The following is a 21,703-nucleotide window of genomic DNA, read 5'->3' as shown; positions in this document are numbered from 1 at the left end:
CCGCCCTCACAATTGACTACAGGTGTTGTCAATTGTAGCGTTCGGATCATGGCACCGCAGCCCCTGGGCCCCGATTCCCTGACGTGGAAGTACTTCGGCGACTGGCGGACCCTGCTCATGGCACTGTGGGCGGGATCGCTGCAGAACATGCACCCGGAACTCGGCGCGGGGGTGGAGGAGCACTCGCGGTTCTTCGCCGAGCGGTGGGAGCGGTTGTTCCGCTCGCTCTACCCGATCGGCGGCGTGGTCTACGACGGGCCGCGCGCGGCCGAGACCGCCCGCGCGGTGCGCGGCTACCACGAGACGATCCACGGCGTGGACTCCCGCGGCCGCCGCTACCACGCGCTGAACCCGGGCACGTTCTACTGGGCGCACTCGACGTTCTTCATGCTCACCGTGGTCGCCGCGGAGCGGATGATGGGCGGGCTGAGCGAGGCGGACAAGCGGCGGCTGTTCGACGAGCACGTCGAGTGGTACCGGCTCTACGGGCTGAGCATGCGGCCGGTGCCGGGCTCGTGGGAGGAGTTCCAGGCCTACTGGGACCACATGTGCACCGAGGTCCTGGAGGACAACAAGGCCACCAGGGACGTGCTGGACATCGCCGGCATCGCCAAGCCGCCGTTCGTGTCGTGGATGCCGGACCCGGTCTGGCGGGTGCTGCGCGTGGTGATCGCGAAGTCGTTCGTGTGGTGGACCGTCGGTCTGTACCACCCGGCGGTGCGCGAGCGGCTGGGTTACTCCTGGTCGCGCCGGAACGAGGTGCTGCACCGGCTGGCCGGCCGCGCGATCGGTCTCGCGTTCCGGTTCGTGCCGCACGACCGCCGCTACCACCCGCGCGCCAGGGCGGCGTGGCGGCGGGTGCGCGGCGAGGTCCCGGCGGACGCCCCGCTGGTGGAGACACCGGCCCGCAACCTGCCGCCGCTGTCCGAACGGGACAGTCCCACCCATTACGTTCCCCGGGAGGTGTCGTGAAGCTCGGCTATCACATCGGTTACTGGTCCTCCGGCCCGCCGGAGGGGGCGCTCGACGCGATCCGCACGGCGGAGGAGCTGGGGTTCGATTCGGTGTGGACGGCCGAGGGGTACGGCTCGGACGCGCTGACCCCGCTGGCCTGGTGGGGCGCGGCGACCTCGCGGGTCAAGCTCGGCACCAACATCGTCCAGATGTCGGCCCGCACCCCGACCGCCACCGCGATGGCCGCGATGACCCTGGACCACCTCTCCGGCGGCCGGTTCATCCTGGGTCTCGGCGCGTCCGGGCCGCAGGTGGTGGAGGGCTGGTACGGGCAGCCCTACCCGCGGCCGCTGGCCCGGACGCGGGAGTACGTCGAGATCGTGCGGCGGGTGGTGGCCCGGCAGGAGCCGGTGACCTTCGACGGCGAGCAGTACCAGTTGCCGCTGAAGAACGGGACCGGGCTGGGCAAGCCGCTGAAGTCCACAGTGCACCCGCTGCGCCCGGAAATCCCCATCTACCTGGCGGCGGAGGGGCCGAAGAACGTCGCACTGGCGGCCGAGATCTGCGACGGCTGGCTGCCGCTGTTCTTCTCCCCGAAGAGCGACCCGTTCTACCGGGAAGCGCTCGCCGAGGGCTTCGCGCGCCCGGGCGCCCGGCACACGCAAGCCGACTTCGAGGTGGCCGCCTCGGTGCCGGTCATCGTGCACGACGACGTGGAGACCGCGGCCGGGTTCATCAAGCCGTCGCTGGCCCTCTACATCGGCGGCATGGGGGCCAAGCAGGTCAACTTCCACAAGGACGTGTTCGCCCGCCTCGGGTACGCCGACGTCGCGGAGAAGGTGCAGGAGCTCTACCTCGCCGGGCGCAAGGCCGAAGCCACCGCGGCGATCCCCACCTCGCTGGTCGAGGACACCTCGCTGATCGGGCCGCCGGAGAAGATCCGGGCGGAGCTGGCGGCTTGGGAGGAAACCGTGGTGACGACGTTGCTGCTGCGTGGGGACGCGGGGACATTGCGGCGGATCGCCGAGGTGGTCGGCTGAGCACCCCGCTCGCACCATGCCGGAAATGTGCGACGGGTGGGCCACCCGATCGAGGGTTGGCAGCGCTGGACGGGCTCCTCTAGGCTCCGTGAAACCTGAAACGGCTTCACGTCTGGAGGGAGGGTCGCCGATGCCGGTGAGCCGCAGGAGTGTCCTCGCCGGGGTGGCCGTCGCGCCGCTCGCCGCGGGAGTGCTCGCCACCCCGCAGGCGGCCGCGCAGCAGGGCTATCTCGTCGGCGTCGGCATCTCCGACGTCACCGGGCCCGCGGCCGAGTGCGGCATGATGGGCTACTCCATGCCGCAGCAGCAGACCGCCGGCATCCACCAGCGCACCCGCGCCCGCGCGTACATCGTCGCGGAACCCGGGGGCCGCCGGATCGTGTTCGTCAACGCCGACGTCGGCGCGTTGTTCCAGTCCGTGCACCAAGGGGTGCTCGCCCGGCTCGCCGAGCGGTTCGGCGACCTCTACACCGAGCACAACGTGCTGCTCAACGCCACGCACACGCACGCGGGCTGCGGCGGATCGTCCTGGTACGCCGCCTACAACCTGTCCATCCTGGGCTTCCAGCGGCAGACCTACGACGCCCAGGTCGACGGCATCACCGAGGCCATCCAGCAGGCGCACGACAACCTCGCGCCGGGCACGATCAGCCTCGGCCGGACCGAGCTGACCGACGCCAGCGTCAACCGGTCCCGCACCGCCTTCGAGCTCAACCCGCAGGCCGACAAGGACCACTTCCCGCTCGCCATCGACCCGGCCGTCACGGTCCTCCGCTTCCGCCAGGGCGGCCGCGACATCGGCGCCATCGCCTGGTTCGCCACGCACGGCACCTCGATGACCAACGCGAACAAGCTGATCAGCGGCGACAACAAGGGCTACGCCGCCTACGCCTGGGAACACGGGCGCGGCACCCGCTACCTCGACGGCGCACCGCAGTTCGTCGCGTGCTTCCCGCAGACCAACTCCGGCGACATGTCCCCGAACCTCAACCTCAAGCCCGGCTCCGGCCCCACCGAGAACGAGTTCGAGAACACCCGCATCATCGGCGAACGCCAGTTCACCGCCGCGAAAGCCGCCTTCGACAACGCCACCACAGCCGTCACGGGACCGCTCGACTACCGCTTCTGCTACGTGGACATGTCCCGCGTGACCGTGGACGGCCGGTACACCCCGGACGGGCGGCAGCGCACCACGGCCACCGCCGCGATCGGCGTGTCGATGCTCGCCGGCAGCACCGAGGACGGCCCCGGGCTCCCGCTGCCCGAGGGCGTCCGCAACCCCTTCGTCGACGCGCTCGGCGGCATGGACGCGCCGATCCCGCAGGCGCTGGCCGACGCGCACGCGCCGAAGGTGATCGCGGTGCCGTTCGGCGCCATGAAACCCTACCCGTGGGCGCCGGAGGTGCTGCCGCTGCAGATCCTGCGGCTCGGGCAGCTCCACCTCGTCGCCGGGCCCGCCGAGTACACGATCGTCGCCGGGCTGCGCATCCGCCGCACCGTCGCCGCCGAGCTGGGCGTCCCGCTGGAAAACGTGATCATGCAGGGCTACGCCAACGCGTACAGCCAGTACGTCACCACGCCCGAGGAGTACGACTCGCAGCAGTACGAGGGCGCGTCCACGCTCTTCGGCCGCTACACGCTGCCCGCCTACCAGCAGGAGTTCGCCCGGCTCGCGGCCGCGATGCGGGCCGGCACGAGCGTCCCCCGCGGCCCGCAGCCGCGTGACCTGTCCGGCGACCAGCTCAACTTCCAGCCCGGCGTGGTGGTGGACTCGCCACCTTTGCTCAAGCGGTTCGGCGACGTGCTCACCGAGGCCCGTAGCAGCTACCGGCGGGGCGAGCAGGTGCTGGTCGAGTTCGTCACCGGCCACCCGAAGAACGACCTGCACCGCAACGGGACGTTCCTGGAGGTCCAGCGCCTGGACGGCGGCACCTGGGTCCGCCACGCCGACGACGGCGACTGGTCCACCAAGTACCGGTGGCGGCGCACCTTCCTGGCCGAGTCCACGGCGACGATCACCTGGGACATCCCGCCGGACACCCCGGTCGGCCAGTACCGGGTGGTCCACGCCGGCGACGCGAAGTCCCTGGACGGCACGATCACCCCCGTCACCGGCGCCTCCCGCGCGTTCGTCGTCTCATAACGAATTCGCGCCCCGGGCGCTCCCCGGGCCGTGATCGATGACACGATGCGGGCGATCACCGGGTGCAGATCGGAGGACCATGGTCGCCCTACCGGCCAAGACCAGGCTCGGCTACTCCGCCGGGTCGTTCGTCACCGGCGCGTTCGGCACGGTGCCCGGCCTGCTGCTGTTGCCCTACCTCACCGACACGATGGCGGTGCCGGGCGCGGTCGCCGGGGCCATCGTGCTCGTGCCGAAGGCGTGGGACGTCGTGTTCAACCCGGTCGCCGGGCGGCTGTCCGACGCGAGCCTGAACCGGCGGGGGAGCAGGCGGCCGTTCCTGCTGTTCGGCGGGCTCGGCGTCGCGGTCCTGTTCGCCGCGATCTTCGCCCACCCCGGGTTCGGCAGCACCCCGCTGGACGCCGGGTACGTGGTGCTCGCGTTCTTCCTGTGCGCCACCGCGTTCGCCTTCTTCCAGGTGCCCTACAACGCGCTGCCCGCCGAGCTGACCGACAACTACGACGAGCGCACCCGCCTGACCAGCTGGCGCATCGGCCTGCTCGCGATCGCGATCCTGGTCTCCGGCGGCGGCGCCCCCGAGATCACCAACCAGATCGGCGGGGTCAGCGGCTACCGGGTCATGGGGATCGTGATGGGCGCGATCATGGTGCTCGGCACCGTCGCGGTGTTCCTCGGCACCCGGGGTGCGCCGGTCGGCAACCTGCGCCCGCCGACGCCGGGCTGGCGCGAGCTGCTCGCCACGATGCGCCAGTGGCGTGCCTTCCGGTGGCTGCTGGGCGTCTACTTCGTCCAGTCGCTCGGCCTGGCCACCCTGCTGGCCGGGGTCAACTACGCGTCCCGGTACGTGTTCGGCGACGCGGACCTGCAGACATACCTGTTCGTCGGGTTCGTGCTGCCCGCGCTGGTGACCATGCCGCTGTGGCCGCGCATCGGCGCGCGCTGGGGCAAGCTGTGGGGCTTCCGGTTCGCCTGCATCGCCTTCGGCGTCGCGTGCGCGGGCCTGTGCGCGGCGCTGGTGCTGCCGGTCGGCGTGTCGTTCGTCTTCGTCGCGCTCGCCGGGGTCGGCTACGCCGGGATCCAGGTGTTCCCGCTGGCGATCCTGCCCGACCTGATCAGCGCCGAGGAGGAGCGCACCGGCGCCACCCGCGCCGGCGTCACCGCCGGCGTGTGGACCGCCTCGGAGACTCTCGGCCTGGCGCTGGGACCGGGCCTGTTCGGGCTGGTGCTGACCGCGGGCGGGTACGTGTCCAGTGTGGACGCCTCCGCCGCGCAGCCGGACAGCGCGGTCACCGCGATCCTGCTCGGGTTCGCGCTGCTGCCCGGGATCCTCGTGCTGGCCGGCCTGCCGTTGCTGCGCCGCTCGATCCTGGAGCCGCGATGAGGCCCGCCCGCGAGGTGCTCGCCCAGCTGCGGGAGCTGCGCGCCGGCGACCTGCCCACCCACGGCGGCCGCACCCTGGCCTACGTCTACGACAGCGGACTGTCCGGTGTGGACGAGCTGGCCGCGCAGGCGCACGCGCTCGCCTCCTCCGCCAACGGCCTCGACCCGACCGCGTTCCCCAGCCTGCGCCGCCTGGAGAACGACCTGGTCGCCGCCACCGCGCGCCTGGTCGGCGGGACCCCGTCCACGGTCGGCGCGGTGACCTCCGGCGGCACCGAGTCGTGCCTGCTCGCGGTGCTCGCCGCGCGCGAGGGCCGCCCCGATGTCGCCGAGCCGAGCATCGTGCTGCCCTCGACCGCGCACGCCGCGTTCCACAAGGCCGCGCACCTGTTCCGGGTGCGGCCCGTGGTGGTGCCGGTCGACCCGGTGACCTTCCGCGCCGACCCGGACGCCATGGCCGCCGCGATCGACGACACGACGGTGCTCGTCGTCGCCGGCGCCCCGTCCTACGCGCACGGCGTGATCGACCCGGTCGCGCCGATCGCCGCCGCGGCCGCGGCGCGGGGCGTGCGCACGCACGTGGACGCCTGCATCGGCGGCTGGGTCCTGCCGTACTTCCGCCGCCTCGGCAGGCCGGTGCCCGAGTTCGGGTTCGGCGTCGAGGGCGTCACCAGCGTCTCGGTCGACCTGCACAAGTACGCGTACTGCCCGAAGGGTGTGTCGGTGCTGCTGCACGCCGACGCCGAGCTGCGGCGCGGGCACTACTTCGCCAGCGCGGACTGGCCCGGCTACACGATGCTCAACAGCACCATCCAGTCCACCCGATCCGGCGGGCCGCTCGCCGCCGCGTGGGCCGTGGTGCAGCACCTCGGCGACGACGGCTACCTGGAACTCGCCCGGCAGACGCTGGCCGCGGTGACGGCCATCGCCGACGGCATCCGGAGCATCGACGGCCTGCGGCTGCTCGCCGAACCGGACTCGACCCTGATCGCGCTCGCCGCCGGCGACGACAGCTTCGACCTGTTCACGGTCGCCGACGAGATGCGGGCCCGCGGCTGGTACGTGCAGCCGCAGTTCGCCCACGGGTCCTCGCCGGTAAACCTGCACCTCACCGTCACCGCCGCGAACCGGGGCGGCGAGGCCGGGTTCCTCGCCGACCTCGCCGCCTCGGTCGCCGGCGCCCGGGAGGCCGGACCGGTGACGGTGGACGAGAACGTGGCCGCGTTCGTCGCCGCCCTCGACCCGGACACGCTGACCGGCGAGCAGTTCGAAGGCCTGCTCACCGCCGCCGGGATGGGCGGTGGCGCGGGACTGCCCGGCCGGATGGCCGGGATCAACGCCCTGCTCGGCGCCGCCACCCCGGCCCTGCGGGAACGCCTGCTGCGCGAGTTCCTCGGAATGCTCTACCGGCCGGACTAGTGCGCCGCGTGGTCGTGCGGCTCCCACGCGGGGAACGGGTCCGGGCCGGCCTCCTCGCCGAGGCAGCTCTCCAGTGCGGCCGTCAGCGCCGAGTGGTCCAGGCCCGTCCCGATGAACACCAGCTCCTGCCGCGCCGGACCGCTGCCCTGCGGTTCGAACCGCGCCACCGAACCGGCCTGCGACCACAGGCCCACCACACCGGGGCGGGACGCCAGCGCGAAGAACCCCTTGGAGCGCAACACCTTCCCGAACCGGCCGGAGTCCAGGTCCCGCGTCACGAACGACCACAGCCGCTCCGGCGCGAACGGCCGCGAGGACCGGAACACGACGCTGGAGATGCCGTACTCCTCGGTTTCCGGCACGTGGTCGCCGTTCAGCTCCGCCACCCAGCCGGGCGCCTGCTGGGCCCGCTCCAGGTCGTAGCGGCCGGTCCCGAGCACCTCCCGCACCGGCACCTTCCCGAAGCCGGCGCGGATCACCTCCGCCGCCGGGTTGAGCCGCCGCAGCAGCGCCTCCAGCTGGACCAGCTCGTCCTCGCCGACGAGGTCGGTCTTGTTCAGCAGCAGCACGTCGGCGAACTCGACCTGGTCGATCAGCAGGTCGCTGACGGTCCGTTCGTCACCCTCGTACTGGTCCAGGGCCCGCGCGGCCAGCTCGTCGCCGCGGTCCAGCTCGCGGGTGAAGTTCACCGCGTCCACCACGGTCACCATGGTGTCCAGCCGCGCCCGCGGCAGGAACGTGAACGTCGCCGCGACCGGCATCGGCTCGGAGATCCCGCTCGACTCGATCAGCACATGGTCGAACCGGCCCTCGTCGCAGAGCCGGCCCACCTCCTCCAGCAGGTCGTCCCGCAGGGTGCAGCAGATGCAGCCGTTGGTCATCTCGACCAGGCGTTCCTCGGTACGCACGAGCGCGGCGTCGATGTTGACCTCGCTCATGTCGTTGACGATCACCGCGACCCGCAGGCCGCCGGTGTTGCCCAGCACGTGGTTGAGCACCGTCGTCTTGCCCGCGCCGAGGAACCCGGACAGGACGGTGACCGGGAGCGTCACCGCGCCAGCCGGTGAAAGTGGCCGAGCAGCCTGCGCGGCACCAGCTGCTCCTTGCCGTCGATCACCACCGGCACCAGATCCGGCTTCACGGCCTTCCACTGGGCGCGGCGGTGGCGGGTGTTGCTGCGCGAGGTCTTGCGCTTGGGAACGGCCATCACTTCCGCCTTCCGTAGCGGCGGTGGAACTTCTCCACCTGGCCCGCGGTGTCCATGATCCGGCGCGCGCCCGTCCAGAACGGGTGCGACCACGCGCTGACGTCGACGAGCACGAGCGGGTAGGTGTTGCCGTCGCTCCACTCGATCGTCTTGTCCGAGGTGATCGTCGAGCGCGTCAGGAACGCGTCGCCGGTCGCGGTGTCCTGGAACACCACCGGGTGGTAGTCGGGATGGATGCCCGGTTTCACTGCTTCTCCCTTCCGGACGTGACGTTCACGTCCTGCGTCTCGTCGATGTCTTCGCACGGCTCCTCGTGCCAGGCGCCGAACGGGTCGTCGTAGGTCAGCCACTCGCGCTGCCCGGCCGCGAGCTCGGCGTCGGTGAGCAGCGCCCCGGACAGGGCGTCGTCGATCTCGGCCGGCGTGGCCTGATCCGTGACGACGAAGATCTCCGAGGCCCGGTCGCCGAACACCGGGTGCCAGCGCAGCGACGCCAGCGTCCGCCGCTCCGGGGACACGTCCGTCCACGCCGGACCGTCCGGCGCGTCCAGCCACGGCCCGGCGTGCCCGACGCCGAGGCCGCCGCCCGCCGACTCCAGCCACAGCGCCATGTCCGGCTGGCTGGCCACCCACACCCGGCCGCGGGTCCGCACCACCCCGTCGAGCAGCACGTCGAGCGCGTCGTGCAGGCGTTCCGGGTGGAACGGGCGCTGCGCGGTGAACAGCAGCGTCGCGACACCGCAGTCCGCGCCAAGCGGCGGCTCGCCGTGCAGGAGCGGGCCGTGCATGTCGGTCACCTCGCCGCGTCGCGCGTCCCGGGGAACCTCGGCCAGGCGCGAGGTGCGCAAGGCCGCGGGCGCGACCCGGTCCAGGACGGCCGCGGTCTTCGCGTCGGTCCAGGCGTCGGCCGTGCCGGTCAGCACGAGCACGTCGGCGAACTCGGCCTGGGACAACGCGACCTGCGCGACGGTCCGCTCGTCGTCCTGGCTGGCCTGCAGCCCGCGCTCCTCCAGGGTGTCGTCGCCGGTGGCGTCGGCCAGCCAGGAGCCGCGGTCCAGCACCGTGTGCACGCCGTCGATCGTCACGAAGTCGATCACCGGCCGGTCCCCGACGAGGACGTGCCGGATCGCCCAGCAGACCGGTTCCGGCTCCATCGCCTCGTCCAGCCGCACCACGATGTGCCGCACGCCGGGCGTGCCGGCGAGGCGGCGCAGCAGGGGGAGCAGGTCCTCCCGCAGCGTGCAGGACACGCAGCCGTGCGCGAGTTCCAGGACGGTCGTCTCGTCGCGGTCGCCTAGCCGGAGCCGCCGTCGCACGACGCCGCCCCGGATCTCGCGCAGGTCGTGGTGCACGACCGCGGTGCCGGGCCGGGCCGCGCGGGCCTGTTCGGCGAGGTCCGCGGTCGCCGCCGGGACGAGGCCGCTGATCAGGGTGAGGGGCACCCGGGTGGTGCCGGTCGTTTCGGGATCCACGCGTTGTAGAGTAGGTGATAATGAAAATCGATACCAACTAGGGAGGGTGGATGTCGGCGGTCTGCCAGGTCACCGGCCGCAAGCCGGGCTTCGGCAAGCAGGTGTCCCATTCGCACCGGCGGACGTCGCGGCGGTGGGACCCGAACGTCCAGCGGCGGCGCTACTGGGTGCCGTCCGAGGGGCGCTGGGTCACGCTGCGGGTCTCGGCGAAGGGGATCAAGACGATCGACAAGCGCGGGATCGACGCCGTCGTGGCCGAACTGCGCGCGAAGGGGGTGAAGCTGTAGTGGCCCGCAACGACGTCCGGCCGATCATCAAGCTCCGCTCGACCGCGGGGACCGGCTACACGTACGTGACCAGGAAGAACCGGCGCAACGACCCGGACCGGATGGTGTTGCGCAAGTTCGACCCGGTGGTGCGCCGCCACGTCGAGTTCCGGGAGGAGCGCTGATGGCGAAGAAGTCGAAGATCGCCCGCGACGAGCAGCGGCGCACCGTCGTGGCCCGCTACGCCGAGCGCCGGGCCGAACTGAAGGCGGTCGTGTCCTCACCGCGGTCCACTCCGGACGAGCGGGCGGCCGCGGTGGTGGCGCTGCAGAAGCTGCCCCGCGACGCCAGCCCCACGCGGCTGCGCAACCGCGACACCGCCGACGGCCGCCCGCGCGGCTACTTCCGCAAGTTCGGGCTGTCCCGGGTGCGGCTGCGCGAGATGGCCCACCGCGGCGAGCTGCCCGGCGTGTCGAAGTCGAGCTGGTGAGCGCCGTGCCCAAGTACGTCAAGGACCGGCCCGGCCGCCGTCGCCGCAACCTGCTCGCCGAGGCGGACGTGTCCGTTGTGGACTGGAAGGACGTGGACCTGCTGCGCAAGTTCATCTCCGACCGCGGCAAGATCCGCGCCCGGCGGGTGACGGGCTTGTCGCCGACGCAGCAGAAGCAGGTGGCCCAGGCCATCAAGAACGCGCGCGAGATGGCCCTGCTGCCGTACCCTTCGTCGGCGCGCTGACCCTAGTGCGGGCCGTCCGGCCGGACGGCCCGCACTAGGGTCGACGTCGTGAGCGAGCCGTCCGACGAGATGATCGAGCTGTGGAGCCGGGGCTTCCAGATGGCCAGGGAGGGGCAGACGGAGACGCTGGTGGCCTACGTCGACGCCGGCATCGCCGTCAACCTGACCAACGACCGCGGCGACACGCTCGTGATGCTGGCCGCCTACCACGGCCACGCCGGGACGGTCAAGGCACTCCTCGACCGAGGCGCCGACCCGAACCGGCTCAACGACCGGGGCCAGAGCCCGCTGGCGGGCGCGGTGTTCAAGAACGACCCGGACGTGGTGAAGGCGCTGCTGGAGGGAGGCGCCGACCCGGCGGCGGGCACACCGTCGGCGGTGGACACCGCGCGCATGTTCGGCAACACGGAGATGCTGGGGCTTCTGGGGCTCGCCTAGAAGCTTGCCGAACGGTGCGGAACAAGGACCGAAGCCGTTGGGCTCATCGTTACTTCGGTAGCAGCGGTTCGACTCTGGCCGCCAGGTCCCGCGTCAGCGCCTTCCGGCCGTGCACGGTGGTGTCGGTAGCGTCCGGATCGGATCGCCGGAACTCCGCAAGTCCGTGCACGGGATCCAGGGTCAGGCCATTGCTGCCGAGGCCAGACTTCTGATCCGAATCCACGCCGGCCTGGAAGGGTCTCCCGCGAGCCGAGCAGGTCATCAAGCTGACCGGCTGGGGACGTTGCGGAACCACTCCGCTCGAGACCGGTGAGGAGCGCAGGCAATACGGAGTTGCTCACACTCCCGCAGCCCTGAGGTGTTTTCGCGCCACCGAGCAGGCATGCTTGTCCGCATGCCTGAAGACCAGCACTACCTCGTCGGCCTCGACCTCGCCGGGCGGCGCGTGGTGCTCGTCGGCGGCGGCACCGTCGCCCAGCGCCGGCTGCCCCGCCTGATCAGCGCCGGCGCCGCGGTCGAGCTGATCTCGCCGTCCACCACCCCGGCAGTCGGCGGCATGATCGACGCCGGCGAGGTCGTGTGGCACCAGCGCCGCTACGCCGACGGCGACCTCGACGGCGCGTGGTACGCCCTGGCCTGCACCGACGACCCCGAGGTCAACGCCGCGATCTGCGCGGAGGCCGAGCGGCGCCGCATCTTCTGCGTGCGCGCCGACGCCGGCATCGAGGGCACCGCCGTGACCGCCGCGGTCGGCCGCCACGAAGGCCTGGTCGTGGGCGTCCTCTCCGGCGGCCAGCCGCTGCGCTCGGCGGCGGTACGCGACAACATCGTCGAGGCCCTGCACACCGGCGCGATCGCCGACGACATCACCCCGCCGGACGCCGCCGAACTGCCCGGCGTCGCGCTCGTCGGCGGCGGCCCCGGCGATCCGGAGCTGATCACCGTCAAGGGCCGCAGGCTGCTGGCCCGCGCCGACGTCGTGGTGGCCGACCGGCTGGCCCCCCGCGAGCTGCTCGACGAGCTGCACCCGGACGTCGAGGTCGTGGACGCCGCCAAGATCCCCTACGGCCGCGCCGCCAGCCAGGACTTCATCAACGCCACCCTGATCGAACACGCCAAGGCGGGCAAGTTCGTGGTCCGGCTCAAGGGCGGCGACCCGTACGTGTTCGGCCGCGGGTTCGAGGAGCTGCTCGCGTGCGCCGAGGCGGGCGTGCCGGTGACCGTGGTGCCGGGCATCACCAGCTCGATCGCCGGCCCCGCGGCGGCCGGGGTGCCGGTCACCCACCGCGGGGTCGCCCACGAGGTCGTCGTCGTGTCCGGGCACGTCGCGCCGGACCACGAGAGCTCCCTGACCGACTGGTCGGCGCTGGCGAAGCTGCGCGGCACGATCGTGCTGATGATGGGCGTGGAACGGCTCGGCCAGTTCGCCGCCGCGCTGCTCGACGGCGGCCGCCCCGGCGACACCCCGGTCGCGGTCGTGGAGAACGGCACCATGCCCACCCAGCGCGTGCACCGCTTCACCCTGGCCACCGCGGCCGAGGACGCCAAGGCCGCCGGGGTGCGCCCGCCCGCGGTGATCGTGATCGGCCCGGTCGCCGGCCTGCTGCCGGACGACCTGCGCTGACCGCGGGCGCCGCGCCCGGGACCGGAAGCCGTCAGGCGGCGTAGCAGCGCCGCACGAAGTCCAGGATCGCCGCGGTCAGCCGTTGCGGGTCGAACCGCAGCTCGACCGGGCTGCGCGCCTGTACGAACTCGGCCGCGGGCAGGTCGGCGGCCAGCGTGTCGGCGTCCCCGAACGGGTGAACCGGGTCGCGCTGGTGCCCGATCACCAGCGCGGGCACCTCGATCCGCTTGCGCACCGACCGGGGCGGCGCGATCCGGCCGAAGAACACGCCGTGCAGCAGCGCCGCCATCGACGCCGGCCGCTGGTCGAGCGTGTCGGTGACGACGTCCACCCACTGGCTGCCCTGCGGCACCAGGCCGGCCACCTTCGCCACCGCCTGCACCCCGAACGGCACGAACCGCGCCGCGAACAGCAGCGGCGTGAACGCCAGCAGCCCGGCGACGATCGCGTTGTCCAGCACCGGCATCTCCACCACGACCCCGCGCAGCCGCTCCGGCGCCTTGACCGCCGCCTCCAGCGCCACGTTCGCGCCGAGCGACGTCCCGCCGACCACGGCCCGGTCCACGTCCAGGTGGTCCAGCAGCGCCAGCACCTGGTCGCCGAAGGCCGGGATCGAGTAGTGCCACGACTCGCGCGGCCGGTCGGAGTCGCCGTGGCCGAGCAGGTCCAGCGTGACGACCCGGAACCCCTCGGCGGCGAGCCCGCGCGCCAGCGGCGCGTGCATCCGCCGGGTGAACATCAGGCCGTGGGCCAGCACGACCACGCGGTCGCCGGTGCCGAACTCGGTGTAGCAGAGCCGGTGGCCCTCGAAGGTGAACGCGGCGGCCAGTCCGGTGGTCTCCAGGGGACGGGTCAGCATGACGATCAGGAAACCACCCCCGGGGCGCCCCCGCACAGGCTTGTGCGCGGGATCGTGTCCGGATGCGTCAAGATGGCCGCATGACTGACACCGCCGACAAGCTCCCGGACCTGGTCTCGCTCGCCGTCGAGCGGACCGGCCCGGTCGCCCGCGTGACCCTGCTCGGGCCGGGCAAGGGCAACGCGATGGGTCCGGACTTCTGGCGCGAGCTGCCGATCGTGTTCCGCACCCTGGACGCCGATCCCGCGGTCCGGGCGATCGTGCTGACCGGCAGCGGGAAGAACTTCTCCTACGGCCTCGACCTGCCCGCGATGATGGGTGGCTGGGCGCCGCTGCTCGCCGGCGACGCCCTGGCCGGCCCGCGCACCGAGTTCCTCCGCGAGATCCGGGTGCTGCAGGACAGCGTCACCGCGGTGGCGGAGTGCCGCACCCCGGTGATCGCCGCCGTGTCCGGCTGGTGCATCGGCGGCGGCGTCGACGTGATCGCGGCCGCCGACGTGCGGCTGGCCAGCGCGGACGCGAAGTTCAGCGTGCGCGAGGCGAAGGTCGCGATCGTGGCGGACCTGGGCAGCCTGCAGCGGCTGGCCGGGATCATCGGCGAGGGTCACCTGCGCGAGCTCGCCCTGACCGGCAAGGACATCGACGCGGCCCGCGCGGAGCGGATCGGCCTGGTCAACGACGTGTACGCCGACCAGGACGCGGTGCTGGCCGCGGCCGACGAGCTGGCGCGCGAGATCGCCGCCAACCCGCCGCTGGTCGTGCAGGGCGTCAAGGAGGTGCTGTCGCTCAACACCGAGCGGCAGGTCAGCGACGGGCTGCGCTACGTCTCCACCTGGAACGCGGCCTTCCTGCCCAGCAAGGACATCCAGGAAGCGGTGCGGGCGTTCATGGAGCGCCGGGCGCCCGAGTTCACCGGCGAGTGAGGAGCAACGCCATGAGCAGTGTCCATTCAGCCGCTCACCAGCGGTTCCGCGAGGCCCGCGACTTCCTGCTCGCGCACCGCGAGGACTACGACACCGCCTACCGCGACTTCGCCTGGCCGGAACTGGACGAGTTCAACTGGGCGCTGGACTGGTTCGACGTGGTCGCCGCCGATCCGGCCAACGCGGAGAAGTACGCGCTGTGGATCGTCGAGGAGGACGGCGGCGAAGGCCGCTGGACCTACCCCGAGATGTCCCGCCGCTCCAGCCAGGTCGCGAACTGGCTGCGCGGGCTCGGCGTCCGCCGCGGCGACCGCCTGATCCTCATGCTCGGCAACCAGGTCGAGCTGTGGGAGACGATCCTCGCCGCGATCAAGCTCGGCGCGGTGATCATCCCGGCGTCGACCCTGCTCGGCGCGGCCGACCTGCGGGACCGCGTGGACCGCGGCAACGCGCGGCACGTCGTGGTCCGGTCGGCGGACGTCGAGAAGTTCGCCGACGTCGCCGGCGACTACACGCGAATCGCGGTGGGGGAGCGGGCCGAGGGCTGGCACTCCTTCGCCGACGCCTATTCCGCGGAGGAATCGTTCACTCCGGACGGTCCCACCGTCGCCACCGACCCGCTGCTGCTGTACTTCACCTCCGGCACCACCGCCAAGCCGAAGCTCGTGCAGCACACGCACGTGTCCTACCCGGTCGGGCATCTGTCCACGATGTACTGGATCGGGCTCGAACCCGGCGACGTGCACCTGAACATCTCCTCGCCCGGCTGGGCGAAGCACGCGTGGAGCAATGTGTTCGCGCCGTGGAACGCCGAGGCGACGGTGTTCCTGTTCAACTACTCCCGCTTCGACGCCGGCGCGCTGATGACGCAGATGCAGCGGTGCGGGATCACCAGCTTCTGCGCGCCGCCGACGGTGTGGCGGATGCTGATCCAGGCCGACCTCGGCGCGCTGGAAACGCCGCCGGTCAAGGTGGTCGGCGCGGGCGAGCCGCTCAACCCGGAGGTGATCGACCAGGTCCGCAAGGCGTGGGGCGTCACGATCCGGGACGGGTTCGGCCAGACCGAGACCAGCGTGCAGATCGCCAACACACCCGGCCAGGAGGTCAAGTCCGGGTCGATGGGCCGCCCGGTGCCCGGGTTCAAGGTCGTGCTGGTCGACCCGGTGAGCGGGCAGCCCGCCGAGGAGGGCGAGATCTGCCTCGACCTGACCGAGCGGCCGGTGGGGCTGATGGTCGGCTACGCCGACGACGAGGAGCGCACCGCGGAGGCGTTCCGCGGCGGCTACTACCACACCGGCGACGTCGGCTCGGTCGACGCGCGCGGCTACATCACCTACGTCGGCCGCACCGACGACGTGTTCAAGGCGTCGGACTACCGCATCTCGCCGTTCGAGCTGGAAAGCGTGCTGCTCGAACACGACGCGGTCGCCGAGGCCGCGGTGGTGCCCGCGCCGGACCCGATCCGGCTCGCGGTGCCCAAGGCCTACGTGGTGCTCGCGGCCGGGTACGAGCCGGATGCCGCCACGGCGGAGAGCATCCTGGCGTTCTGCCGCGATCATCTGGCGCCGTACAAGCGGATCCGGCGGCTGGAGTTCGCCGAGCTGCCGAAGACGATCTCGGGCAAGATCCGCCGCGTCGAGCTGCGCGGCAGGGAGCAGGCCGCGCCGGACTCCCGGCCGGCGGGCGAGTTCCGCGAGGACGACTTCCCGGGATTGAAGGGGTGAGCGCGGGCCGCCCCCGGTCCCGGCCGGGGGCGGTTACTCCGCTTCGGTGACGCGAGCGAAGACGGTGTCCTCGCCGCGGCTGCACGTGGTGCCGCCCTGCGACGCGGGCGGGCCGGAGACGCACAGCCAGCCGTCCACGGTCTCGCTCACCGGGCGGCCCGACCCGGCAGGCTGCCGCCCGGCGATCGCCCGCTGGAACCGGGTCACCAGGTCGGTGGCCTGACCGCAGCTGAGGGTGCTCGTCGTGGTGTCCATGACCTGCAGGGTCAGGCCGCTCGCGGCCGGCACGGTGCCGCAGCCGTCCGCGCGTGCCCCGGTCGTGCCGGCCGACGTGCTCGGCGCGGGGGTGGCCGTGCCCGCCGGGGTGCTCGCGGGCGCGCTCGCGGACGCACTCGTCTGGGGTGCACTCGTCTGGGGTGCGACGCCGGGCGTGGCGGAGCAGCCGGTCAGGACGCCGGCGGACAGGAGCAGCAGCGGCAGGACGCGGCGGGGTGCGGTCATCAGTGGTTGCCTCCTCGGCGGGAAAGTACCGCGACACCGGCGAAATCGCAGGCAGGACGCGCCCTCCGGAGCTCCACTGTGGACAATGATCCACCGGCCGGGTGAATAGTTGGCAGGCGGCTAACACTTCGCCCGCCTCGCGCGACACCACAGTCGTGTTGAGCACCGAGACCGCCACCGAGACGGATCCGCTTCCGACCGCCCCCTGCTCCGTCGTGTGGAGCCAGGGCCGCCCCTACGTCCTCGAGCCGGGGGCCGGGACCCTGCGCTGGGTGGGCACCGACCACCTGGGCCGCCCACTCACCCTCACCGGCGACGAACTCCGCCGCCGCGGCTGGACGCACCGCCGCGCGGGCTGACACCCCCGCACACGAGGTCCCAGGACCGGCGGAGCCGGGTTCGGCGAGCGGTCGCGGGCCGAGCGCCTTGCCCGGCTGCCCGGCCTGCCGCGGAGGCGGGAGGCCGGGATCGCGCGGTTGCCGAGGCTGCATGCCGCCGGCCCGGTCGGGTTCCGCGAATGGCCGGGGCCGACGCCTCGGCCGGCGGCCCGCGGGCACAGGCCGCAAGCCCGCCGGTTCCACGGCGCTGCTCGGCTGTCGGCCCGGCGGGCCGAGCCGCTTCCCGAACCGGCCGGCCCCGAGCCGCCGGGTCCGGCGGTCGCCACCAGGGACCGCCACTCCGAGGGTGAACCCGCCGCCGCCCCACCGATTAGGGTTACCCCGTGATCGAACCCCGCGCCGAGACGGCCGAGCCCAGCCTGCTGCGCCAGGCGTGGACCGTGCCGAACCTGCTGTCCCTGCTGCGGCTCGCGGGCGTCCCGGTGTTCCTGTGGCTCCTGCTCGGCCCGCGCGCCGACGGCTGGGCCCTGGCGCTGCTGGTGTTCAGCGGCCTGTCCGACTGGCTGGACGGCAAGCTCGCGCGCTGGCTGGACCAGACGAGCCGCCTCGGGCAGTTGCTCGATCCGGCCGCCGACCGGCTCTACATCGTCGCCACGCTGATCGCCTTCCTGGTCCGCGGCATCGTGCCCTGGTGGCTCGTCGCGGTGCTCGTCGGGCGTGAGCTGCTGGTCGGGGTGGCCCTGCTGGTGCTGCGCCGCCACGACTACGCGCCCCCCGAGGTCACCTACATCGGCAAGGCCGCGACCTTCGTGCTGATGTACGCCTTCCCGTTCCTGCTGCTCACCCAGGGCGGCTCGACCGCGGCCGCGATCGCCCGGCCGATCGCCTACTCCTTCACCGCGTGGGGCACGGTGCTGTATGTGTGGTCCGGCGCGCTGTACCTGCTGCAGACCTTCTGGGCGGTCCGGCGTGCCAGAGCGGGCGGGCGGATGTAAGACTTCGCGCGAGCATCGCGACGCCACGCGCGAGCCGGGCAGGAAAGGGGACGTGGAGTGTCCGCGCCAGAAGAGTTGCGCTACACCGAGGAGCACGAGTGGGTGGCCACCCGTGACGGCGACGTGGTCCGGGTCGGGATCACCGAGTACGCGCAGGACCAGCTGGGTGACGTGGTGTTCGTCGACCTGCCCGAGGCCGGCAAGGCGGTGACCGCGGGGGAGCCGTTCGGCGAGGTCGAGTCGACCAAGAGCGTGTCCGAGCTGTTCGCCCCGGTCGACGGCGAGGTCGTCGCGGTCAACGACGCGGTGGGCGACTCGCCGGAGCTGATCAACAGCGACCCCTACGGCGAGGGGTGGCTCGTCGAGATCCGGGTGAGCGACGCCGACGCCGTGGCGGGGCTGCTCGACGCCGACGCCTACAACCGGCTGACCGCAGGCTAGGACCGCGTTTTGGGGGGAGCCGCGGGGGCCGAATCGATCAGGCACGGTACGTTGGCAGCCACAGGTTTTCAGCCAGCGACACATCAGTGGTGAGGAGAGCTCAGGTGAGCACCAACGACGGGCCCGGCGTTCCCCCGGAGCAGTCTCCGGAGCGGACCTCGGTCTTCCGGGCCGACTTCCTGGCGGACGTGGAGGGTCAGGAGGCGCCGACGCCGGAGCCTTCGGTCGCCGGTGTCGACGCGCTGCCGGCAGGCACGGCGTTGCTGGTGGTCAAGCGGGGCCCGAACGCCGGTTCGCGCTTCCTGCTCGACCGGGACACCACGAGCGCCGGGCGCCACCCGGACAGCGACATCTTCCTCGACGACGTCACGGTGTCCCGCCGTCACGCGGAGTTCCGCCGCGAGGGCGGGGAGTTCGTCGTCATCGACGTGGGCAGCCTGAACGGCACCTACGTCAACCGCGAGCCGGTCGACCAGGCGGTGCTCGCGGGCGGTGACGAGGTGCAGATCGGCAAGTTCCGCCTGGTCTTCCTGACCGGCCCGGGGCACGGGGGCCAGGGGGCGCGGTGACGGCTGCCGGGCGGCCACAGCGTGATGGACTGAGCATCGGGGCGGTGCTGGCGCAGCTGCGCCCGGACTTCCCCGATGTCACCATCTCCAAGATCCGGTTCCTCGAGTCCGAGGGACTGGTCCGCCCGGGCCGGACCGCGTCCGGATACCGGCAGTTCTCCGCGGCGGACGTCGAGCGGCTGCGGTTCGTGCTGGCCGCGCAGCGGGACCACTACCTCCCGCTCAAGGTCATCAAGGAGCAGCTCGACGCCGCCGACCGCGGCCTGTCCGACGGCCAGGGCCTCGGCGGGAGGCTGCCGCGCAAGCTGGTCCCCATCCCGGCGACGCCGGGCCCCGGGGACGGGCTGCCCCGGCCCGACGACTTCGCGCCGGGCCGCGACGTCCGGCTGACCAGGGAGGACCTGCTCGCCGAGGCGGGCGTGGACAACTCCCTGCTCGCCGAGCTGGAGCAGTACGGCCTGATCCGCCCCGGCGCGGCCGGGTTCTACGACCCGGACGCGGTTCTGGTGGCCCGCACGGTCCGCGCCATGACCGAGTACGGCATCGAGCCGCGGCACCTGCGTGCCTTCCGCGCGTCGGCGGACCGCGAGGTCGGTCTGCTCGAGCAGATCGTCGCGCCCGTGTCACGGCAGCGTGACCCGGACGCCAAGGCGCGGGCGGACGAGCTGGCGCGGCAGCTGGCGGCACTGTCGGTGACGTTGCACACGCTGCTGGTCAAAGCGGGCATCCGGGACGTGACCGGCGGGTGAGCCCGGTGGTGCGGTTCTGGATCTCCGCTGGTCGTGGGTCGCGACGGTAATGACATGGTTTCGGGACTCCGCAGCGAGCCGCCGATGCCGTACCGTTGGTGATGGATTTGCCGGAACGGTCCACGCGACTGCCACACAGTCCCCGCGAGCGAGCACGGTGCCGGGATGGCGGGTAGCGTCGGAGATGTCGATGCGGGGTCCTCGGACCAGCGCCGCGGCCCGCGCACACGAGAGGGAGGCGAAGCCCGATGAGCGAAATGCGCGTCGTCGGCGTGCGGGTCGAGTTGCCCGCGAACCAGCCGATCTTGTTGCTCCGGGAGGCGCAGGGTGAGCGGTACCTCCCCATCTGGATCGGGTCCGTGGAAGCCACCGCGATCGCACTCGAGCAGCAGGGCGTCCGCCCCGCGCGCCCGCTGACCCACGACCTCCTCAAGGAGGTCATCGGCGCGCTGGGCCGCGAGCTCGAACAGGTCGTGATCACGGACCTGCGCGAAGGCACGTTCTTCGCCGAACTGGTCTTCGACGGCAACGTGCGGGTGTCCGCGCGGCCGAGCGACTCGGTGGCGCTGGCCCTGCGCGTCGGGGTGCCGATCCACGCGGTGGACGCGGTGCTCGACGAGGCCGGGCTGATCATCCCGGACGAGCAGGAGGACGAGGTCGAGAAGTTCCGCGAATTTCTCGAATCCGTCTCGCCGGAGGACTTCCGCGGCGCGGACACCTGACCGCCCCGCCTCCGGCGGCGCCGAAGGGGTCTTCCCGGCTCGAGCACCGGCCGGGAGGGCCCCTTCGGCGCGTTCCGGGGTCTCTGCCGCCTTCGCGGCGAAAATTACCCGTCCGGGTAACCGTGGTCGGAGCGTCTTCACCGATCAACTCTCAAGACTGTGTGAAGGCGGGGCCGCGCGTCGCGTTGACCGGGCGCGCGCCCGCGCATACCGTCGATGGCGGTAAATCGCTTCGGTGTGATTCGGCCGCGGCGCGGTCACTGGGGCACCGGAGCGGTTCGCCACTGCCGCGGGTCCTACTCCAGGGCCCCGGGTGCTTGTTTCGACCGGCCGCACGGCCGGGCGAGGGGAGGCATGCGTGGTCGACGAAAGGCCGGTTCAGGTCGTGCCCGGGGAGCAGGGTGAGCTCTTCCCGGACTCGTCCCTGCCTGACGAGCTGGTCGGATACCGAGGTCCCGCGGCCTGTCAGATCGCCGGCATCACCTACCGGCAGCTGGACTACTGGGCGCGCACCGGGCTGGTCGCGCCGAGCATCCGCACGGCGCACGGTTCGGGTTCGCAACGGCTGTACTCGTTCAAGGACATCCTCGCCCTCAAGATCGTGAAGCGTTTACTCGACACGGGCGTCTCGCTGCAGAACATCCGTGTCGCCGTCGAGCACCTGCGCAAGCGCGGGGCACGCGACCTGGCGAAAGTCACCCTGGTCTCGGACGGCACCACCGTCTACGAGTGCACCTCGCCCGAGGAGATCGTGGATCTGCTCCAGGGCGGCCAGGGCGTGTTCGGCATCGCGGTGAAGGTCCCGATGCAGGAGATCAGCGGCACGATCCACGAGTTCCCGGCCGAGCGCGCCGACGGTGGCGAGATCGAACCGGTCGTTCCGGACGAACTCACGCAGCGCCGCAACGCACGCCGGACCGGATGATCGTCTCCCCGAACCGGGGAGTAGGGTACTGAACGCGGTCGCCGAAGCCGCGCGGGAGAGACCGGGCCACCACCAGCGCGCCCGGCGCCGAAGGAGCAAAGCCTCCCCGGAACCTCTCAGGCACCCTGGACCGCGCGGACGAGACGCCTCTGGAAAGCGGGCCGACGGGCACAACTACGTCCGGCCCCGCCGAAGGTGCAAACCCGGCTCAACACTCGGGTGAACCTCTCAGGCGCCCTCACGGGGCACGACAGAGTGGGGAGGGCCCGGAACTGGGGGT

At 72.3% G+C, this 21,703-nt stretch carries 26 protein-coding genes and 1 riboswitch; of the genes, 20 read left to right on the top strand and 6 right to left on the bottom strand.

Translation table 11 applies throughout. The annotated features are described in order from the left end of the window. The first annotated feature begins 48 nt into the window (after positions 1-48). The 5 genes from AMYTH_RS0111050 (at position 49) to AMYTH_RS0111030 (ending at position 6,936) form a co-directional block, all read left to right on the top strand. A complete protein-coding gene (locus AMYTH_RS0111050; protein WP_027930372.1) occupies positions 49-972 on the top strand; it encodes an oxygenase MpaB family protein in 924 nt (307 codons plus the stop codon). Next, the gene (locus AMYTH_RS0111045) at positions 969-1,994 is read left to right on the top strand and encodes an LLM class F420-dependent oxidoreductase (protein WP_027930371.1); all 1,026 of its coding nucleotides are present in this window, start codon (positions 969-971) and stop codon (positions 1,992-1,994) included. The genes AMYTH_RS0111050 and AMYTH_RS0111045 overlap by 4 nt, the downstream gene beginning before the upstream one ends. Positions 1,995-2,124: 130 nt before the next feature. Further along, positions 2,125-4,137 carry a neutral/alkaline ceramidase gene (locus AMYTH_RS0111040; protein ID WP_027930370.1) on the top strand — a complete coding sequence of 671 codons (2,013 nt, stop codon included), beginning with the start codon at positions 2,125-2,127 and terminating at the stop codon, positions 4,135-4,137. 79 nt (positions 4,138-4,216) lie between these two features. After that, positions 4,217-5,518, top strand: coding sequence for an MFS transporter (locus AMYTH_RS0111035; RefSeq protein ID WP_027930369.1), 1,302 nt, complete (start codon positions 4,217-4,219; stop codon positions 5,516-5,518). Continuing rightward, positions 5,515-6,936, top strand: coding sequence for a pyridoxal phosphate-dependent decarboxylase family protein (locus AMYTH_RS0111030; RefSeq protein WP_027930368.1), 1,422 nt, complete (start codon positions 5,515-5,517; stop codon positions 6,934-6,936). Before AMYTH_RS0111035 ends, AMYTH_RS0111030 begins: the two co-directional genes overlap by 4 nt. Here the strand turns inward: AMYTH_RS0111030 and AMYTH_RS0111025 are convergent. The 4 genes from AMYTH_RS0111025 to mrf are packed head-to-tail and all read right to left on the bottom strand — an operon-like array spanning position 6,933 to position 9,614. Beyond that, complete coding sequence (locus tag AMYTH_RS0111025) at positions 6,933-7,988, bottom strand: GTP-binding protein (RefSeq protein WP_027930367.1); 1,056 nt, start codon at positions 7,986-7,988, stop codon at positions 6,933-6,935. The genes AMYTH_RS0111030 and AMYTH_RS0111025 overlap by 4 nt on opposite strands. Beyond that, on the bottom strand, positions 7,985-8,143 hold the full coding sequence (rpmF, locus tag AMYTH_RS0111020) for a 50S ribosomal protein L32 (RefSeq protein WP_017988073.1): 159 nt from the start codon (positions 8,141-8,143) through the stop codon (positions 7,985-7,987). Before rpmF ends, AMYTH_RS0111025 begins: the two co-directional genes overlap by 4 nt. After that, complete coding sequence (locus AMYTH_RS0111015; protein WP_017988074.1) at positions 8,143-8,391, bottom strand: type B 50S ribosomal protein L31; 249 nt, start codon at positions 8,389-8,391, stop codon at positions 8,143-8,145. Before AMYTH_RS0111015 ends, rpmF begins: the two co-directional genes overlap by 1 nt. Next, positions 8,388-9,614 carry a ribosome hibernation factor-recruiting GTPase MRF gene (gene mrf, locus AMYTH_RS0111010; RefSeq protein ID WP_027930366.1) on the bottom strand — a complete coding sequence of 409 codons (1,227 nt, stop codon included), beginning with the start codon at positions 9,612-9,614 and terminating at the stop codon, positions 8,388-8,390. Before mrf ends, AMYTH_RS0111015 begins: the two co-directional genes overlap by 4 nt. A gap of 50 nt (positions 9,615-9,664) precedes the next feature. On the opposite strand from mrf, the gene rpmB reads away from it, so the two are divergent. The 6 genes from rpmB (at position 9,665) to cobA (ending at position 12,677) form a co-directional block, all read left to right on the top strand. Further along, positions 9,665-9,901 (top strand): 50S ribosomal protein L28, encoded by a 237-nt coding sequence (rpmB, locus tag AMYTH_RS0111005; RefSeq protein ID WP_020418487.1) that lies wholly within the window; start codon positions 9,665-9,667, stop codon positions 9,899-9,901. After that, complete coding sequence (gene rpmG, locus AMYTH_RS0111000; protein ID WP_017988077.1) at positions 9,901-10,065, top strand: 50S ribosomal protein L33; 165 nt, start codon at positions 9,901-9,903, stop codon at positions 10,063-10,065. The genes rpmB and rpmG overlap by 1 nt, the downstream gene beginning before the upstream one ends. Continuing rightward, complete coding sequence (gene rpsN, locus AMYTH_RS0110995; protein WP_027930365.1) at positions 10,065-10,370, top strand: 30S ribosomal protein S14; 306 nt, start codon at positions 10,065-10,067, stop codon at positions 10,368-10,370. Before rpmG ends, rpsN begins: the two co-directional genes overlap by 1 nt. Then, a complete protein-coding gene (gene rpsR / locus AMYTH_RS0110990; RefSeq protein WP_017988079.1) occupies positions 10,367-10,615 on the top strand; it encodes a 30S ribosomal protein S18 in 249 nt (82 codons plus the stop codon). The genes rpsN and rpsR overlap by 4 nt, the downstream gene beginning before the upstream one ends. A gap of 69 nt (positions 10,616-10,684) precedes the next feature. Beyond that, a complete protein-coding gene (locus tag AMYTH_RS0110985) occupies positions 10,685-11,053 on the top strand; it encodes an ankyrin repeat domain-containing protein (protein ID WP_209440851.1) in 369 nt (122 codons plus the stop codon). A 394-nt stretch (positions 11,054-11,447) separates the two neighbouring features. Then, positions 11,448-12,677, top strand: a complete 1,230-nt coding sequence (gene cobA, locus AMYTH_RS0110975) for a uroporphyrinogen-III C-methyltransferase (protein ID WP_027930363.1) — start codon at positions 11,448-11,450, stop codon at positions 12,675-12,677. A gap of 31 nt (positions 12,678-12,708) precedes the next feature. Here cobA and AMYTH_RS0110970 read toward each other — a convergent pair whose 3' ends face one another. Beyond that, on the bottom strand, positions 12,709-13,536 hold the full coding sequence (locus AMYTH_RS0110970) for an alpha/beta fold hydrolase (protein ID WP_157360576.1): 828 nt from the start codon (positions 13,534-13,536) through the stop codon (positions 12,709-12,711). 80 nt (positions 13,537-13,616) lie between these two features. Between AMYTH_RS0110970 and AMYTH_RS0110965 the strand changes: the two genes are divergently transcribed. Both AMYTH_RS0110965 and AMYTH_RS0110960 read left to right on the top strand, forming a co-directional pair. Further along, positions 13,617-14,459: a crotonase/enoyl-CoA hydratase family protein gene (locus tag AMYTH_RS0110965; RefSeq protein ID WP_020418482.1), complete on the top strand. Its 843-nt coding sequence runs from the start codon at positions 13,617-13,619 to the stop codon at positions 14,457-14,459. An 11-nt stretch (positions 14,460-14,470) separates the two neighbouring features. Next, positions 14,471-16,183, top strand: a complete 1,713-nt coding sequence (locus tag AMYTH_RS0110960; RefSeq protein ID WP_027930361.1) for an AMP-binding protein — start codon at positions 14,471-14,473, stop codon at positions 16,181-16,183. Between the two features lie 33 nt (positions 16,184-16,216). Here the strand turns inward: AMYTH_RS0110960 and AMYTH_RS50245 are convergent, their stop codons facing one another. Then, positions 16,217-16,684 (bottom strand): hypothetical protein, encoded by a 468-nt coding sequence (locus AMYTH_RS50245; RefSeq protein WP_228684709.1) that lies wholly within the window; start codon positions 16,682-16,684, stop codon positions 16,217-16,219. A gap of 155 nt (positions 16,685-16,839) precedes the next feature. Here AMYTH_RS50245 and AMYTH_RS44610 point away from each other — a divergent pair, with 155 nt between their 5' ends. The 7 genes from AMYTH_RS44610 (at position 16,840) to AMYTH_RS0110920 (ending at position 21,423) form a co-directional block, all read left to right on the top strand. Continuing rightward, entirely contained in the window at positions 16,840-17,043 is a 204-nt protein-coding gene (locus tag AMYTH_RS44610) for a hypothetical protein (RefSeq protein ID WP_037322498.1), read from the top strand. Between the two features lie 362 nt (positions 17,044-17,405). Further along, on the top strand, positions 17,406-18,017 hold the full coding sequence (locus tag AMYTH_RS0110945; RefSeq protein WP_027930358.1) for a CDP-alcohol phosphatidyltransferase family protein: 612 nt from the start codon (positions 17,406-17,408) through the stop codon (positions 18,015-18,017). A gap of 57 nt (positions 18,018-18,074) precedes the next feature. Beyond that, the gene (gcvH, locus tag AMYTH_RS0110940) at positions 18,075-18,458 is read left to right on the top strand and encodes a glycine cleavage system protein GcvH (RefSeq protein WP_027930357.1); all 384 of its coding nucleotides are present in this window, start codon (positions 18,075-18,077) and stop codon (positions 18,456-18,458) included. A gap of 104 nt (positions 18,459-18,562) precedes the next feature. Continuing rightward, positions 18,563-19,027, top strand: coding sequence for a glycogen accumulation regulator GarA (garA, locus tag AMYTH_RS0110935; protein WP_017988089.1), 465 nt, complete (start codon positions 18,563-18,565; stop codon positions 19,025-19,027). After that, on the top strand, positions 19,024-19,776 hold the full coding sequence (gene ftsR, locus AMYTH_RS0110930) for a transcriptional regulator FtsR (RefSeq protein WP_037322497.1): 753 nt from the start codon (positions 19,024-19,026) through the stop codon (positions 19,774-19,776). The genes garA and ftsR overlap by 4 nt, the downstream gene beginning before the upstream one ends. 248 nt (positions 19,777-20,024) lie before the next feature. Continuing rightward, entirely contained in the window at positions 20,025-20,498 is a 474-nt protein-coding gene (locus AMYTH_RS0110925; RefSeq protein ID WP_017988091.1) for a bifunctional nuclease family protein, read from the top strand. A gap of 358 nt (positions 20,499-20,856) precedes the next feature. Continuing rightward, complete coding sequence (locus AMYTH_RS0110920; RefSeq protein ID WP_027930355.1) at positions 20,857-21,423, top strand: MerR family transcriptional regulator; 567 nt, start codon at positions 20,857-20,859, stop codon at positions 21,421-21,423. 42 nt (positions 21,424-21,465) lie between these two features. Continuing rightward, positions 21,466-21,566: riboswitch (glycine riboswitch) on the top strand. The last annotated feature ends 137 nt before the right edge of the window (positions 21,567-21,703 follow it).

Source organism: Amycolatopsis thermoflava N1165 (assembly GCF_000473265.1).
Taxonomy (GTDB): domain Bacteria; phylum Actinomycetota; class Actinomycetes; order Mycobacteriales; family Pseudonocardiaceae; genus Amycolatopsis_E; species Amycolatopsis_E thermoflava.
Note: the sequence above shows the minus strand (reverse complement) of the source record. Positions and strands in the feature narration are given on the sequence as shown.

What these genes read in the sequence shown, in the direction of transcription:
- AMYTH_RS0111050 (WP_027930372.1), top strand. Translation starts at nt 49, where the DNA reads ATGGCACCGCAGCCCCTGGGCCCCGATTCCCTGACGTGGAAGTACTTC.
- AMYTH_RS0111040 (WP_027930370.1), top strand. Translation starts at nt 2,125, where the DNA reads ATGCCGGTGAGCCGCAGGAGTGTCCTCGCCGGGGTGGCCGTCGCGCCG.
- AMYTH_RS0111035 (WP_027930369.1), top strand. Translation starts at nt 4,217, where the DNA reads ATGGTCGCCCTACCGGCCAAGACCAGGCTCGGCTACTCCGCCGGGTCG.
- AMYTH_RS0111030 (WP_027930368.1), top strand. Translation starts at nt 5,515, where the DNA reads ATGAGGCCCGCCCGCGAGGTGCTCGCCCAGCTGCGGGAGCTGCGCGCC.
- rpmF (WP_017988073.1), bottom strand. Translation starts at nt 8,143, where the DNA reads ATGGCCGTTCCCAAGCGCAAGACCTCGCGCAGCAACACCCGCCACCGC.
- rpmB (WP_020418487.1), top strand. Translation starts at nt 9,665, where the DNA reads ATGTCGGCGGTCTGCCAGGTCACCGGCCGCAAGCCGGGCTTCGGCAAG.
- rpsN (WP_027930365.1), top strand. Translation starts at nt 10,065, where the DNA reads ATGGCGAAGAAGTCGAAGATCGCCCGCGACGAGCAGCGGCGCACCGTC.
- AMYTH_RS0110985 (WP_209440851.1), top strand. Translation starts at nt 10,685, where the DNA reads ATGATCGAGCTGTGGAGCCGGGGCTTCCAGATGGCCAGGGAGGGGCAG.
- cobA (WP_027930363.1), top strand. Translation starts at nt 11,448, where the DNA reads ATGCCTGAAGACCAGCACTACCTCGTCGGCCTCGACCTCGCCGGGCGG.
- AMYTH_RS0110970 (WP_157360576.1), bottom strand. Translation starts at nt 13,536, where the DNA reads ATGCTGACCCGTCCCCTGGAGACCACCGGACTGGCCGCCGCGTTCACC.
- AMYTH_RS0110965 (WP_020418482.1), top strand. Translation starts at nt 13,617, where the DNA reads ATGACTGACACCGCCGACAAGCTCCCGGACCTGGTCTCGCTCGCCGTC.
- AMYTH_RS0110960 (WP_027930361.1), top strand. Translation starts at nt 14,471, where the DNA reads ATGAGCAGTGTCCATTCAGCCGCTCACCAGCGGTTCCGCGAGGCCCGC.
- AMYTH_RS50245 (WP_228684709.1), bottom strand. Translation starts at nt 16,684, where the DNA reads ATGACCGCACCCCGCCGCGTCCTGCCGCTGCTGCTCCTGTCCGCCGGC.
- AMYTH_RS0110925 (WP_017988091.1), top strand. Translation starts at nt 20,025, where the DNA reads ATGAGCGAAATGCGCGTCGTCGGCGTGCGGGTCGAGTTGCCCGCGAAC.